Annotated in this window: 15 protein-coding genes, 1 tRNA gene and 1 pseudogene; 9 read left to right on the plus strand and 8 right to left on the minus strand. The window is 67.3% G+C overall.

Translation table 11 applies throughout. The features are described 5' to 3' along the window. Positions 1-121 precede the first annotated feature (121 nt). Positions 122-274 (plus strand): annotated as a pseudogene (locus ACK41U_RS17630) (transposase); the annotation flags it as partial. A gap of 274 nt (positions 275-548) precedes the next feature. Continuing rightward, on the plus strand, positions 549-878 hold the full coding sequence (locus ACK41U_RS17635) for a hypothetical protein (RefSeq protein ID WP_409683057.1): 330 nt from the start codon (positions 549-551) through the stop codon (positions 876-878). A gap of 77 nt (positions 879-955) precedes the next feature. On the opposite strand, the gene ACK41U_RS17640 is transcribed toward ACK41U_RS17635, so the two are convergent. Beyond that, a tRNA-Gly gene (locus tag ACK41U_RS17640) sits at positions 956-1,029 on the minus strand. A 53-nt stretch (positions 1,030-1,082) separates the two neighbouring features. Then, positions 1,083-1,535 carry a nucleoside deaminase gene (locus tag ACK41U_RS17645; RefSeq protein ID WP_409683060.1) on the minus strand — a complete coding sequence of 151 codons (453 nt, stop codon included), beginning with the start codon at positions 1,533-1,535 and terminating at the stop codon, positions 1,083-1,085. A gap of 109 nt (positions 1,536-1,644) precedes the next feature. Here ACK41U_RS17645 and ACK41U_RS17650 point away from each other — a divergent pair, with 109 nt between their 5' ends. Then, a complete protein-coding gene (locus tag ACK41U_RS17650; RefSeq protein WP_409683063.1) occupies positions 1,645-3,312 on the plus strand; it encodes a pseudouridine synthase in 1,668 nt (555 codons plus the stop codon). A gap of 142 nt (positions 3,313-3,454) precedes the next feature. On the opposite strand, the gene hemP is transcribed toward ACK41U_RS17650, so the two are convergent. Together hemP and ACK41U_RS17660 are read right to left on the minus strand one after the other, a co-directional pair. Further along, positions 3,455-3,631 carry a hemin uptake protein HemP gene (hemP, locus tag ACK41U_RS17655; RefSeq protein ID WP_409683066.1) on the minus strand — a complete coding sequence of 59 codons (177 nt, stop codon included), beginning with the start codon at positions 3,629-3,631 and terminating at the stop codon, positions 3,455-3,457. Positions 3,632-3,791: 160 nt separating this feature from the next. Beyond that, the gene (locus tag ACK41U_RS17660) at positions 3,792-4,856 is read right to left on the minus strand and encodes a zinc ABC transporter substrate-binding protein (RefSeq protein ID WP_409683069.1); all 1,065 of its coding nucleotides are present in this window, start codon (positions 4,854-4,856) and stop codon (positions 3,792-3,794) included. A 103-nt stretch (positions 4,857-4,959) separates the two neighbouring features. On the opposite strand from ACK41U_RS17660, the gene ACK41U_RS17665 reads away from it, so the two are divergent. From ACK41U_RS17665 to ACK41U_RS17680, 4 genes are all read left to right on the plus strand, one after another. Then, on the plus strand, positions 4,960-5,460 hold the full coding sequence (locus ACK41U_RS17665; protein WP_409683072.1) for a Fur family transcriptional regulator: 501 nt from the start codon (positions 4,960-4,962) through the stop codon (positions 5,458-5,460). After that, positions 5,457-6,281 carry a metal ABC transporter ATP-binding protein gene (locus ACK41U_RS17670; protein WP_409683075.1) on the plus strand — a complete coding sequence of 275 codons (825 nt, stop codon included), beginning with the start codon at positions 5,457-5,459 and terminating at the stop codon, positions 6,279-6,281. Before ACK41U_RS17665 ends, ACK41U_RS17670 begins: the two co-directional genes overlap by 4 nt. A 24-nt stretch (positions 6,282-6,305) precedes the next feature. After that, entirely contained in the window at positions 6,306-7,088 is a 783-nt protein-coding gene (locus ACK41U_RS17675) for a metal ABC transporter permease (protein ID WP_409683078.1), read from the plus strand. Between the two features lie 191 nt (positions 7,089-7,279). Continuing rightward, positions 7,280-7,489: a hypothetical protein gene (locus tag ACK41U_RS17680; RefSeq protein WP_409683081.1), complete on the plus strand. Its 210-nt coding sequence runs from the start codon at positions 7,280-7,282 to the stop codon at positions 7,487-7,489. Positions 7,490-7,662: 173 nt separating this feature from the next. Here the strand turns inward: ACK41U_RS17680 and ACK41U_RS17685 are convergent, their stop codons facing one another. The 3 genes from ACK41U_RS17685 to ACK41U_RS17695 all read right to left on the minus strand — a co-directional run bounded on the left by ACK41U_RS17685 (position 7,663) and on the right by ACK41U_RS17695 (position 11,268). Continuing rightward, positions 7,663-8,310: a YjbF family lipoprotein gene (locus ACK41U_RS17685; protein WP_409683084.1), complete on the minus strand. Its 648-nt coding sequence runs from the start codon at positions 8,308-8,310 to the stop codon at positions 7,663-7,665. Then, complete coding sequence (locus ACK41U_RS17690) at positions 8,307-10,532, minus strand: YjbH domain-containing protein (RefSeq protein ID WP_409683087.1); 2,226 nt, start codon at positions 10,530-10,532, stop codon at positions 8,307-8,309. The genes ACK41U_RS17685 and ACK41U_RS17690 overlap by 4 nt, the downstream gene beginning before the upstream one ends. Before the next feature lie 175 nt (positions 10,533-10,707). After that, positions 10,708-11,268, minus strand: coding sequence for a COG3650 family protein (locus tag ACK41U_RS17695; protein WP_409683090.1), 561 nt, complete (start codon positions 11,266-11,268; stop codon positions 10,708-10,710). A 276-nt stretch (positions 11,269-11,544) separates the two neighbouring features. On the opposite strand from ACK41U_RS17695, the gene ACK41U_RS17700 reads away from it, so the two are divergent. Then, on the plus strand, positions 11,545-12,018 hold the full coding sequence (locus tag ACK41U_RS17700) for a GNAT family N-acetyltransferase (protein WP_409683093.1): 474 nt from the start codon (positions 11,545-11,547) through the stop codon (positions 12,016-12,018). A 5-nt stretch (positions 12,019-12,023) separates the two neighbouring features. On the opposite strand, the gene ACK41U_RS17705 is transcribed toward ACK41U_RS17700, so the two are convergent. Continuing rightward, entirely contained in the window at positions 12,024-13,406 is a 1,383-nt protein-coding gene (locus ACK41U_RS17705) for an L-serine ammonia-lyase (RefSeq protein WP_409683096.1), read from the minus strand. A 250-nt stretch (positions 13,407-13,656) separates the two neighbouring features. Between ACK41U_RS17705 and ACK41U_RS17710 the strand changes: the two genes are divergently transcribed. Continuing rightward, positions 13,657-13,979 (plus strand): tRNA-dihydrouridine synthase (locus ACK41U_RS17710; RefSeq protein WP_409683100.1); only part of this gene is annotated, 323 nt, incomplete at its 3' end.

Raw genomic sequence — 13,979 nt, forward strand, 5'->3', positions numbered from 1 at the left:
GAAACCGCACAAGGTCATCATAACGGCGGTCGCCCGGAAACTGGTCAACCTGGCTAACGCCCTGTGTAAAAGCCGTCAGAAATGGACGCCTTCGACCGCGTGAGGGATACAGTTGCTAGAGATGAAGCGCAGCAGATTTGCCGAAGACCAGATCATTGGCATCCTGAAAGAACACGATGCCGGGGTTTCCGTGGCTGATCTGTGCCGTAAGCAAGGTGTCAGCGATGCAACTGTCTATAAATGGAAAGCCAAGTATGGCGGCATAGATGTCAGCCCCCCGTTGCCCAACCCGCCCAAACGGGCAAAACTCAGACCCGGAATCTCGCTCACGCTGGATAAAAGTTGGGGGCAACGTCAGTCCCCGAAAACCTGACACGGACTTAAACTCGGATTTGCTGTTTGCTGATCTTCATCACGAAGGAGATTGACAATGTCGAAACGAAAGCAGCACGCCCCTGAGTTCAAGGCGAATGTGGCACCTGAGGCGCTGAAGGGTGATGCGACCGTGTCTGAACTGGCGAGCCGGTTCGGCGTGCACGATACCTCTGATGCCGCCACTCTATCGCGCCACACGCGCCGCCAAGGTGACGGGCGAAACCTATCTGCCGAACTATCGCGGCAGGCCATTCGCCAGCCCCGATTCGCTCGGCCAGATGTTCCGGTGCTGGTGCCGGGAAGCGGGTCTGGACAACCGTTCGTCGCACGGCATTCGCAAGGCGGCGGGGCACCTTCTGGCTCACGAGGGTTGCTCACAATATCAGATCATGACGGTGCATGGCCACACCCAGGCGAAGACGTCAGCGGTCTACACCAAAGGGGTCGAGCGCTGGCGCCTGGCACGCGACGCAATGTCCGCGCTTGAAGCCATGGACTGGTAAAGTGTCCGACGACCGGTTCTGACGTGGGACGCATCATGCCATAACTGGCTGATAAAAATCAGGAATTAATTGGATTTTGGAGCGGGTGATGGGAATCGAACCCACGTATTCAGCTTGGAAGGCTGCTGCTCTACCATTGAGCTACACCCGCGTCAGGGTGGTATATGCCCCCCCGCGCCGGGGTTCAAGCGGATCGGTGCCGGCTCAGCGCCGCGCCGCGAAAAAATCCCGCAGCAGGCGTTGGGCATCCGCCTCGCGCAGGCCCTGATAGATCTCGGGGCGGTGGTGGCATTGCGGATGGTCAAACACCCGCGCGCCGTGCCTGACCCCGCCCATGCGCGCATCCTCGGCGCCGAAATAGAGCCGCCCGATCCGCGCGGACGAGATGGCGGCGGCACACATGGGGCAGGGCTCCAGCGTCACCCACAGGTCATGGTCCGGCAGACGCTCGGACCCGAGTGCGGCGCAGGCGGTGCGGATCGCCAGGATCTCGGCATGCGCCGTGGGGTCGGACAATTCGCGGGTGCGGTTGCCCGCCCGCGCCACCACGCGGCCATCGGGACCCACGATCACGGCGCCCACCGGCACCTCGCCCCGGTCGGCTGCGGCCTGTGCTTCTTGCAGCGCAATCGCCATGTGGCTGGTAAAGCGGCTCATCGCCCGCTTGTTGCAGGATGCGCCTGTTGCCGCAAGATTTCCCTTTTACCGCAGGCCGGGAAACCCTAGAAGCCAGTCTTTACCCCGCAGAGATGCGCAGGAGGATCGTATGACCGACGACACCAAAAAACCCGCCCCGAATCCGGCCCCGAATTCCTCGCCCGACACCGCCGACCGCATCGCCAAGGTGATGGCGCGCGCGGGCGTGGCCAGCCGCCGCGAGGCCGAGCGGATGATCGTCGAGGGGCGTGTCAGCGTGAACGGCCGCAAGATCAGCAGCCCGGCGCTGGACGTGCTGCCCTCGGACCGGGTGACGGTCGATGGCAAGATGCTGGACGCGCCGCAGGAAACGCGGCTGTGGCTGTATTACAAGCCGGTCGGGCTGGTGACCTCGGAATCCGATGAAAAGGGCCGCCAGACGGTGTTCGACGCGCTGCCGCGCGACATGCCGCGGGTGATGACGGTGGGGCGGCTTGACCTGACCTCGGAAGGGCTGTTGCTGCTGACCAATGACGGCGATCTGAAGCGGCGGCTGGAGCTGCCTGCGACGGGCTGGCTGCGCCGCTACCGGGTGCGCGTGAACGGCACGCCGAGCGACATGACCTTTGACCCGCTGCGCCGGGGCGTGACCATCGAGGGCGAGGAATTCGCCCCGATGGAGGTCAAGCTGGACAGCCAGCAGGGCGCCAATGCCTGGCTGACCGTGGGCATCCGCGAGGGCAAGAACCGCGAGATCCGCCGCGCCATGACCCATATCGGGCTGCAGGTGAACCGGCTGATCCGCGTGGGCTACGGCCCCTTCAAGCTGGCCACGATGGAAAAGAACGAGGTGCTTGAGGTCAAGCGCAAGGTTCTGCGCGACCAGCTTGGCGGGCTGCTGACCGGCGATGTCGATGAAAAGCCGCGCGAGATGCGGCCCCGTGGCGCCGAAGGCGCGCGTCCGCCGCGTGGCGACCGGCCCGAGGGGCCGCAAGGCCCGCGCCGCTTTGGCGGCAAACCGGGCGGCGATAAGCCGTTCGGGGCCAAGCCTTACGGCCCACGCTCGCGCGACGATCGTGATGGGGGCAGGGACGGGGGCCGTGATGGGGGCAGGGACGGCGACCGCCCGGCCCGCAGCTGGGGCGCGAAACCGGCGGCGGGATCTGCGGCGGGATCTGCGGCGGGCGACGGCGCGCAGCGGCCCCGTTTTCAGGGCAAGCCCGGTGGCGGGCGCCCCGATTTCGGCGACCGTCCGCGTCCTGCCGGTGACAAGCCGCGCTGGAAAACCGCCGAGGGCGGCGAGGGGCGCAAACCGGGCGCGGACCGTGCCCGCGACCCCGAAGGTGCCCGTCCGGGCCGCTTTGCCGGCAAGCCCGGCGAGGCGCGCAAGCCCTTTGGCAAGCCGCGCGAGGATGGCGATGCGCGTGGCGGGCGTGGCAAGGGCGCGGCTGGCAAAGACGCTCCGCGCGACAAGGCCGACGGAAAGCCTGCGGGCTTCACCGGCGGTCGTCCCTGGGGCGGGCCGCCCGCCGACCGCGACGCGCGCGGCCCCCGGTCCGAGGGGGCGGGCGAGCGCAAACCGTTCGGCAAACCGTCGGGCAAGCCTGCCGGTGGCTTTGCGGGCAAGCCGGGTGGCCGGCCTGACGCAAAGCCCGGTGGCAAACCGTTTGGCGGCAAACCGGGCGGCAAGCCCGGCGGCAAGCCCTTTGGGAAACCCGGTGGCAAACCGGGCGGCCGTCCCGATGGCCGTCCCGATGGCCGCGCTGCTGGCCGACCCGGACACAAGCCGGGCAACTGACAAAGTGAAAGGGCGCCCCTGCGGGCGCCGCAACTGGCAAACTGACAGGGCGCCCCTGCGGGCGCCGCAACTGGCAAAATGAAAGGGCGCCCCAGCGGGCGCCCTTGTCACACGCGCCGCCGGTTGGCGGGGCGGGTTTTGGTTACTTGGTCAGGATCAGCTTGCCCGCGCGGGTGATGCGCAGCTGATAGACCTGCTCATCCAGCACGATCAGCGCCTGATTGCCGCCGCGCGTCAGTTGCGTGGCATCATGCTGGGGAATGCGGGCCAGCAATGCAGTTCCGGGGCGGGTGAAATCGGCAGGGCGCGTTGCGGTCATGATCAGCCTCTTGAATGCGCAGGGGTTCGCGTTTGGATGCCTTAAAGCTGACTGATTCCCTAAGGTTTGTCAAAGTAAAAGAGTCGGAATTTCGCATCTTGTGCTTGTCGCGCCCGCCGGGCGGTCCTGCGCGGTTCCAAAGCCGCGCAGGACCAGTGGGTTAATCGGCTTTGAGGCAGTCTGCGATCGTGTCGGCCATGCCGCGCAGGATCAGTTGATACTGCCCGCGATCCGCGGCGATGCCACCACCCTGCGGGTCCAGAACACCGCCAAGCCGCGCGCCCGAACCTTCGATGGCGGTCTCGATCAGGCCCGCGTCATGGGCGTATTCCGGAAAGGCGCAACGCGCGCCAGACTGGGCGATCCGGGCGCGGACCTGCCCGAGACGTGCGGCGGACGGGGTCGAGGCATCGCCAAGCGAGACCGCGATCGCCGGGCGCAGTCCAAAGCGGTTGGTGAAATAGCCGTAGGCGTCGTGAAACACGACAAAGCTGTCTTCGGCAAAGGGGGCAAGCTGGCTTCCCAACTCGTTCTGAAGCGCCGCGATATCAGCTGCGGCGGCCTGGGCATTCGCGGCATAGATCGCGGCGTTCTCCGGGTCATGGGCCGCGAGCGCGTCCGCAATGGCCTCCAGCCAGGGAGCGGCATTGGCCGGGTCCAGCCAGGCATGCGGATCGGTGCCGTCATGGCTGTGGCCATGATCTTCGCCATGATCGCCGTCGTGAGCAGGCGCGTGGTCGTGACCGTCGTGATCGTCATCATGGGTGTGATCGTCGTCGTGCCCATGATCCTGGTGCCCATGATCCTCGTGGTCGTGGTCGTCATGCCCGTACTCGTCCCCGTGATCGTCGTGATCGTCGTGATCGTCATGGGCGTGCTCGGCTGCGAAATCCTGACGGTACGTGCCCTCGGCCTGAAGCAGGCGCAGCTGCGTCGCGCCGGTGCTGAGGCTGTCGGCGGCGCGGCCCAGCCAGGGGGTCAGTTCCGGCCCGACCCAGACCAGCAGATCCGCCGATTGCAGCGCCTGCGCGTCCGAGGGGCGCATCTGATAGTGATGCACGCTGGCGCCATCGGGCAGCAGCACGCGCACCTCACCCAGATCGCCCAGAACCTGCTGCACCAGCGACCCGGTCGCAGGCATGTCGGTGACGATATTTCCCGGTGCGGCCAGCACGGGGGCGGCGCTCAGCGACAGAATTGCCGCCATGGACGCGGTTCGACGCATCGGACTCTCCTTGGCTTTGTTGCGATCGGGCGGTTGTCCGTGTTACAGGGTAACAAGTCAACCTGAATGCAATTATATAACATCCAGCCGCCGCGAGAGTGCCGTGACCGAACGCCCTGCCGATATTGCCGCGGTCTTTGCCCCGCATGACCACCAGCACTGCGCCAGCCACGCGCTGGACGAGGCCGAGGCCCGTCTGGTCCGGCAGGGCGCCCGGCTGACCCCGGTGCGGCGGCGCACGCTGGAGATCCTGCTGGAAAGCCACCGCGCCATGGGCGCATACGAGGTGCTGGACCGGCTGGCCGCCGAGGGGTTTGGCCGCCAGCCGCCGGTCGCCTATCGGGCGCTGGAATTTCTGGTGACGCACGGGCTGGCGCACCGGCTGCAGCGGCTGAACGCCTTTGCCGCCTGCCTGCATCCCGGCGATGATCACAACCCGGCCTTTCTGATCTGCCGCGCCTGCGACCGCGTGGCCGAGGCCAAGGCCACCCCGATCCGGTCGGTTCTGGCCGATGTCGCGGCCGAGGGCGGTTTTGTCGTCGAGCGCGCCACGATCGAGGCGCTTGGCCTCTGCGCCACCTGCGCCGCGAAAGAGCCTGCATGACCCCTCTGATCGAGGCGCAGCGCCTGACCATCCACCGGCCCGGCACGTCCGAGCCGGTGCTGGCGCAGGTCGATTTCCGCATCCTTCCGGCTGAAATCGTGACGGTGGTGGGGCCCAACGGGTCGGGCAAATCCTCGCTGGTGCGGGCGCTGCTGGGGCATATGCCGCTGGCGTCCGGGCAGGTGCGCCGCAGCAAGGGGTTGCGCATCGGCTATGTGCCGCAAAAGGTGCATCTGGATACGGCGATCCCCATGACCGTGCGCCGCTTTCTGTCGCTGCCCCGCCGGGTCACCGAGGCCGAGGCGGCCGATGCGCTGGCGCGGACCGGCGTGCCGGGGCTGGAGCGGCGGCAGCTGACGCAACTGTCGGGTGGCCAGTTTCAGCGGGTGCTGCTGGCGCGTGCGCTGCTGAGCGATCCGCATCTGCTGGTGCTGGACGAGCCGACGCAGGGGCTGGATCAGCCCGGCATCATCGCCTTTTACCGGCTGATCGAGGATATGCGCGCGCAGACCGGAGCCGCTGTGCTGATGGTCAGCCATGACCTGCTGGTGGTCATGCGATCCTCGGACCGGGTGATCTGCCTGAACGGGCATGTCTGCTGCGAGGGCACGCCGGAACATGTCAGCAACGCGCCCGAATACCGGGCGCTGTTCGGGGCCGAGGCACAGGGGATGCTGGCGCTGTATCGCCACCACCACGACCATGACCATGACGGCACAGATGACGACACCGGGCGTGCACCGCATGTGCACAGCCCCGGCTGCACACATGACCACGCCGCGCCGCATCATGCCGCGCCCCACCATACCGCGCCGCAGTGAGACGATTCGAGACAGGACCCCTTGATGCTGGATGATTTCTTTACCCGCGCGGTGCTGGCGGGGCTGGGGCTGGCGCTGGTGGCGGGGCCGCTTGGCTGCTTCGTGGTCTGGCGCCGGATGGCCTATTTCGGCGACAGCACGGCGCATGCGGCCATTCTGGGCGTGGCGCTGGCGCTGGCCTTTGATGTGTCGATCTATGCGGGCACGCTGATGGTGGCGGTGGTGATGGCGGTCACCGTCTCGGCGCTGGTGTCGCGCGGGCAGGCGATGGACACGATGCTGGGGGTGCTGTCGCATTCGGCGCTGGCCATCGGGCTGGTGGCGATCAGCTTTGTGCCCGGCGCGCGGTCAGACCTGTCGGGTTATCTGTTCGGCGATATTCTGGCGGTCGGGCGCTTTGATCTGGCGCTGATCTGGGGCGGGGCGGGGCTGGTGCTGGCGGTGCTGGTGTGGCGCTGGCAGCAGTTGCTGACCAGCAGCCTGAACGAGGAACTGGCGATGGCCGCCGGGATCGACCCGCGGGTCGAACGGCTGGTCCTGTCGCTGGCGCTGGCCGTGGTCGTGGCGCTGGCGATTCGGGTGGTCGGCTCGCTGCTGATTTCGGCCATGCTGATCGTCCCGGCGGCGGCAGCCCGCGGCTGGGCAGGCTCGCCCGAGCGGATGGCCGCCGGGGCGGCACTGGTCGCCGGATCGTCGGTTGTGCTGGGGCTGTGGGCAAGCCTGAAACTGGACAGTCCGGCAGGTCCCTCGATTGTGACCGTGGCCGCACTTTTTTTTGTTGCCTCGCAGGTGCTTCGACGGGGCTAGTGCGCATTTGCCACAGGTTTCCAACGCTCTGGCCTGATGTGGAACGATGTGCTGCGGCGGGTGTTTGCCAATATGCAACAGTTGCACCAACCCGGCAACGCGGCGGAATTAATGCTGCTTTTCAAGTGTTCGGGTTTATGCGACTGTCGCCTCGATGTTGCCGGTGACGGCAGCTTTCAATGAAACGGAGCATGATCATGACCAAATTCGCTACTATCGCTGCCGCCCTGACCCTGTCGGCTACTTCGGCTTTCGCTGGTGGCTTCGTCGCCCCCGTCGTGGAAGTTGAGCCCGTCATCGTGGAACAAGGCCCCGCCTCGACCAATGCTGGCCTGGTTGTCCCGGCCCTGCTGCTGCTGGCAGTCATTGCCGCCGTTGCTTCGGACAGCGACGACAGCTGATTTCGGACGGGTCGGAGAAATCCGACCAGTTCAAAAGGGGGCTGGCCCGGTTGGGTCGGCCCCCTTTACTTTTTCCGGCTTCGGTCCGGGGCGCATGCTGTGCAGGCCTGTTGCCAAAGCAAAAACGCCGGCCATTGGGGGCCGGCGTTTTGCATATCCCAGATGTGGTGCGGTCAGGGGCGCAAAGTGGCGATCGTCACATAGCCCATGCCCGGCCCGACCCATTGGCGCGAGACCGGCAACTGCCCGCCCTGCACGGCATAGCTGTTCTGAAAGCTGGTGCCATGGCCACGGCAGCTTTCCACCATCAGCCCGGCCTGCGGCCCCGGCGCGACGGTGCAGGCGAACTGCAACGGCCGCTCCAGCCCGTCGCCGCTGAGATAGCGCATGACCCGCGTGCCCTGACCCGACTGGCCATTGCGGATCAGCGCCTCGGTCCCCGGCTCGGCCACGGACAGGTCACGGCCCAGACCGCGCGTGCCGACCAGCATGCCGCCGCGCAGGATCACCGCCTCTTCCGAGGGGGTCATATAGGTGCGCATCGCCCCGTTCTGGCCGGTCATGGCCATCACCTGCGTCTGGCCCAGATCCTCAAAGCCGACCTGAATCAGCGGCGCTGCGTTGACGCGCAGCGCCTCGGCCGCGCGTTCGGCATCGCTGCGGGCGGCTGCCGCGGGCTGCGCGGGCGCCTGCGTGCGCGCGACACGCTCGCCCACGATCTGTTGCACGGTCTGGGTTACGACGCCCTGACCCTCGTTGCCGCAGGCGGCAAGCCCGCCCAGAATCGTCGCAGCAACCGCGATCTTTGCAAAACTCGTCATCGCCAGAAGGACCCCCAGCCTTGTTGCATCCTGACCGCGTGGCTGTCGCGGACCTTGTCATACAGCCGGTCGCTGACCTCGACCCGTGCCCCGCCGTCACGCGACAGCGACCGGATCGTGCTGCCCGCCCGGTCGCGCGAGGGCGTGCCGGTGGCCCATGACACCGGGATCGAGAAGGTCACGCCCTTGTCGAAACTGCCCTCGCCGAATTCCTCGGCCGACAGGTCGGTCTTGGTCGCATAGGCGCCGATCCGCCAGCCATTGGCGAATTCGCGCGTCAGGGTAAACGTCGCGCCGACATCGCCTGCCAGATACTGGCCCACGTCAAGCTGCGCGGTGAAGCCCTGCTGCATCTCGTAATAGGCCGAGAGATGGCCGGTGGTGACCTCGTAGGCGCGGAAGTCGAACAGCGCGTCGAAATCGCGCTTGCGCACCCGGTTCACCTCGGCCCCGAAGGCCAGCGGCGAATTCACCGGCTTCCACAGCACCTCGGCCGAGGCGCCGCCATAGGCACGCTCCAGCAGGCCCACGGTGACGCGGCTATAGATATGGTCGGTCGGCTTGGCGAACCATGCCAGCGTCAGTTCCGGGATCGTCGGGCTGGAATTGCCCGCATACATCCGCGTGTCCGAACGCACCCGCGGCACGCCCTCGGGCGTGGTTTCCAGCGAGGGATTGGAAAGATATTCCTCAGGAGTGAACCGCTCGCCACGGCCACAACGGTCAAATTGCTCGCAAATGCCGCGATCATTTGGAATTCCGGGGCCGCTTTGCTTGATGTCGCCGAATGCGCGCTGGCGCAGGCGGCCGGTGGCGATCAGGCCGGGCAGCAACTCATAGCTGGCGCGGGCCTCGGCGCCGAATTCATAGCGCAGCGGTTCCTCGGGGTCGAACAGGCCCAGATCGAAATAGGGGCCGACCCGCCAGCGGAACCGGGGGAACACGTCATCGGTGGCCACCAGACCGGCGGGCCGGGGTTGGGCGTCCGAGAAATCCGTCACGGCGGCGATCCGGCCCGCTTCGGTGTTCTCCAGCCGCTCGACATCGCTGCGGCGCAGGGTCACCGACGAGGTGGGCAGCCCGTCCGCCGATGAGGTGATGACCAGCGTCTCGACCGTCGCGGGCAGGGCGCGGGTCATCAGCCGCGCGGTGCGCCCGACCGCCTCGGATTGCTGGATATAGCGGGTGTTGCGGATACGCACCTCGGCGCGGGTGGCCGACAGCGCCATGGATTCCAGGATCTGCCCCTCTTTGGACAGGGCATCCGCCAGCACCTTCTGGATGGCGGGCTGCGCGGTGGGGTCCTGTGCCCAGTCCGCCGACCACGCCTCGGGGTCGGCTGTGCGCGCGGGGCGCGGGCGCACCGGGGCGGGCGCCTTTTCCAGCCCCGACGGATAGGCCGCCTCGCGCGGGTTCAGCGCCACGGTGAACTGTGCGCCGATGCTTTCAGTGCCGATCGTATACAGGCCCAGCTCGTAATTCCGCCCGACCTTGTAGCTGGCGCCGAAATTCAGCCGCCCCGGCTCGGACCCGCCCTGCTGGAACGTCTCCAGCCGGTTGCCGCCGCGCAGATAGCTGGCCTGATAGATGTCGTTGGAATATTCCGCCGTCAGCGTCAGCTGGTCATTGACCGCCCATGCGACCGAGGCAAAGGGCCGGGCGGTGCCGCTGAACCAGTCGCCGGCATCGACGGTGCCACCCAGATCGCTGTCCTTGATGATGCGCGGGCGCCCGGCCAGCGTGCCCCAGCCCAGACCGATGCTGGCGCGGATGGCGGGCGTGACCTGCCGCGTCGCCACGATATATTCACCCGAATAGGTGCCGTTGCCCAGAAAGTCCTGCAGACCGACCGAGACCGCAGGCCGCCAGCCTTCCTGCTCGAACAGCTGATAGCGCAGGTCGAACGAGCGGTCCCAGATAAAGCCCTCGGCGCGCGCATCAATGACCCCGTCGACGCGGCTGTAGCGCAGATTGGCGGTCAGCTGCGGCAGGACCTGAAAGAACACGTTGTTGCGCAGCGCATAGTCCGAATAGGACACGGTCGCGCCAAGCGTGCCTTCGGGCAGCGTCTCGGCGGTGGGGGTGTCGATGCCGCCGGGCATGCCGTAGGCCGACATGTTGCGCGCGATCAGCGGATCGGCCGGTGCCGCGCCGGGAACGACCAGCACGACAAGGGGCAGGGTGGTCGCCATAAGCTGGCGGATCAGGGGCGAGCGGCGCATGGAGCGTCATCCTTTCGGCGGCGGGCATCTGGCGGCGGGCGGGCAGTCAGGGCGGGCAGTTCAGGGCGGGCAGTTCAGGCGGCAGTTTGGCAGACAAATCAGCAGACAAAACCTGCCTTGTCAGGGAACCGGGCACAGATCGAAACACGCTTTCGTGATCTGTGCCCGCAGGTCATCAGCTTTCCGCGGCGTCGGGCGTTGCGGCGTCGGGCGTGCGGGGCGTGCCGGGAGAGGCGCAGCCCTCGACGGTGTTGCCGCTGACGGTCAGCCGCGCGGTCAGGGGGAAGCGCTGGTCGGCCATGCTGTCCTGGCACTGGCCGGGGCGCATGTTCAGCACAAAGGGGCGCCCGCCCAGCACGCCGATATATTCGACACCACCCGCAAAGGACAGGCGGTTGACCTGAATCTGGCGACCGTTCTGGTTTTCGGGCGTGCGATAGGTGGCGGTGTTGCCTGCGACCTGGACATTCCAGAACGGCTCATTGCCGCGCGCGACAAAGGCGGTCGCCTGCGCGGTCAGCGGCTCGATGATGGCGACGGGGGTGGCGGCGGCCTCGCCGGTCTCGATCGGGGCGACCAGCGGCGAGACGGCGGGCGGGCGCGGGCCGGTCGGTTCTTCGGGCGGGGCCTCGGCCTCGTCTATCCCCAGGTTGCGGCGCAGGTCGCTCATTGCCTCGCCGTCACAGGCCGCAAGGGGAAGGGTCAGCAGCGCGAGAAGCGTGAAACGCATGATCATGGGCTTTGGCCTCTTGTTGTCGGTCCGGTTCGTGGCGGTGTCACTGTCTGCCCCAAGCGTTACCAACCCCCGCCCGCGCGGGCAAGCGAAGGCTGGCCTGCGGGCAGCGCTGCGCAGAAGCCCGCCTTGCAGGACGCTGCGGGTTGCACGATAGTCACACCGCACGACAGACGGAGACGGATGCACAGAGGTTCAGGCGCGGGCCGCGCGATGCGGCGCTTGATGGCTCCCGGTTCGGGGGCCGGTTTTCTGTGACATCTTCTCTGGATTATTCCCATGACCACAACATCCCTGACCATCCGCGCCTTTGTGCCGGGTGACATTCCGGACCTGTCGCGCATCTGGCATCAGGCCTCGCTTGGCGCGCATGGCTTTCTGGGCCGGGCGCGGCTGGACGAACAGCGCCAGCTGATCGAGACCGTCTATCTGCCCGCCGCCGAAACATGGGTGGCCGAAACATGGGTGGCCGAACCATCGCTGGCCGAGCGCGGCCCCGTGCCGCTTGGCTTCATCAGCCTGCTGGATGATGTCGTCGGCGGGCTGTTCGTCGACCCTGTGGCGCAGGGGCAGGGCATCGGCGGGGCGCTGCTGGACCACGCGCTGGCGCTGAAAGGCGGGCTGGCGCTGGATGTCTATACCGCCAATGCGGGCGCGATGGCGTTCTACCGGGCGCGAGGCTTCCATGAGGTGTCGCGCCAGCCCATGGACGGGCAGGGGTTGCCCTTCGCGCAGGCGCGGCTGGTGCGGTAGCGCCTTCAGCAGTTGGGCACGTTCACGGCCAGCCCGCCAAGCGAGGTTTCCTTGTATTTCTCGCTCATGTCGCGGCCGGTCTGGCGCATCGTCTCGATCGCGGCGTCCAGTGGCACGATGTGGCTGCCATCGCCGCGCAGCGCCAGGCTGGCCGCCGCCACGGCCTTGATCGCGCCCAGCCCGTTGCGCTCGATGCAGGGCACCTGCACCAGCCCGCGCACCGGGTCGCAGGTCATGCCCAGATGATGCTCCAGCGCGATTTCGGCGGCGTTCTCGATCTGGCCGGGCGTGCCGCCCAGCACGGCGGCCAGACCGGCGGCGGCCATGGCGCTGGCGCTGCCGACCTCGGCCTGACAGCCGCATTCGGCGCCCGAGATACTGGCATTGTGCTTGATCAGCCCGCCCACCGCCGCCGCCGTCAGCAGGAAATCGGGCAGGGCGCGTTCGGATGCGCCGGGCACATGATCCAGCCAATAGCGGATCACGGCAGGCACCGTGCCCGCCGCGCCATTGGTGGGGGCGGTCACGACGCGCCCGCCGGCGGCGTTTTCCTCGTTCACGGCCATGGCATAGGTGGACATCCAGTCGTTGATGACGTGGGGCGCGGTCAGGTTCATGCCGCGTTCGGCCAGCAGCGCCCGGTGGATGGCCGCGGCGCGGCGGCGCACGTTCAGCCCGCCCGGCAGGATGCCCTCGGTCGCAAGGCCCCGGTCCATGCAGTCGCGCATGACCGCCCAGATCTGAGCCAGCCCCTCGCGCAGCTCGGCCCGCGTGCGGAAGCACAGCTCATTTTCCTCTTTCATTTGCGCGATGGACTTGCCTGATTTTTCAGCCATCTCCAGCATCGCCGCGGCGCTGGCAAAGGGAAAGGGCACGGCGGATGCGGCATCGCTGCGGGTCTCGTTCCGGCGGTCGGCCAGTTCGGTATCGGTCATCACAAAGCCGCCGCCGACCGAATAATAGATGCGGTGCAGGATCACGTCGCCCTGCGCATCGGTGGCCGACAGGGTCATGCCATTGGCATGGCCGGGCAGCGCGGTGTCATAGTCAAAGCGCAGATCGCGGTCGGGATCAAAGGCCAGCGCGGCCAGCCCCGGCGGGGTCAGCAGCTTCGTCGCGCGGTTGTCCTCCAGCGTGGTCTCGGCGGCATCGGGGTCCATCGTCGCGGGGTGAAAGCCCGCCAGCCCAAGGATCGTGGCCCGGTCGGTCGCGTGCCCCTTGCCGGTAAAGGCCAGCGAGCCATGCAGGCTGGCGCGCAGCCCATGGGCGGTAAAGGGCTGGGCGCGCAGATCCTCCAGAAACCGCGCCCCCGCCACCATCGGCCCCATCGTGTGCGACGAGGACGGGCCGACGCCCGGTTTGAACAGATCAAAGACCGACAGGAACATCTGGCGCACCCTTCTGGCTTGCGTTCTGGGCCCTATCTAAGCAGGTAGGCGCCCGGCATGCCATGCCTGCCGACGTGCTGGCCCGCACGCCTGTCCGCGACACGTGCCTGCCATCAGGCGACATCGGGTCTGCACATCAAATATGCTTTGTGCTTAAATGCAAGGCAACAGGAAGCCGCCTGCGAAATGGGCAGCCTGCGCTGGCATTGCTGCCCTTGCGGGCGGGAGGGGCGAAGGCGAAGGAGTTGTTATGCACCACCCTGAACCGATCATTCTTGGCGATACGCAGCTTGGCCCGCCGGTGTTTCTTGCACCCATGGCGGGAATCACCGATCTGCCGTTTCGCCGCGCCGTTGCGCGCTTTGGCGCCGGGCTGCTGGTCAGCGAGATGGTCGCCTCCAGCGAGATGGTCACGCCCCGCCCCTCGACCCGCGCGGCGGTGCGGGCCAAGGCGCTGACCGAGGGCGGGTTGCCCGTCAGCGTCCAGATCGCGGGCCGCGAGGCGGGCGCCATGGCCGAGACCGCCCGCATCGTCGAGGCGATGGGCGCGCGGATCATCGACATCAATATGGG

Origin of the sequence: Paracoccus sp. (in: a-proteobacteria), from assembly GCF_046289755.1 — a bacterium.
Lineage (GTDB): Bacteria > Pseudomonadota > Alphaproteobacteria > Rhodobacterales > Rhodobacteraceae > Paracoccus.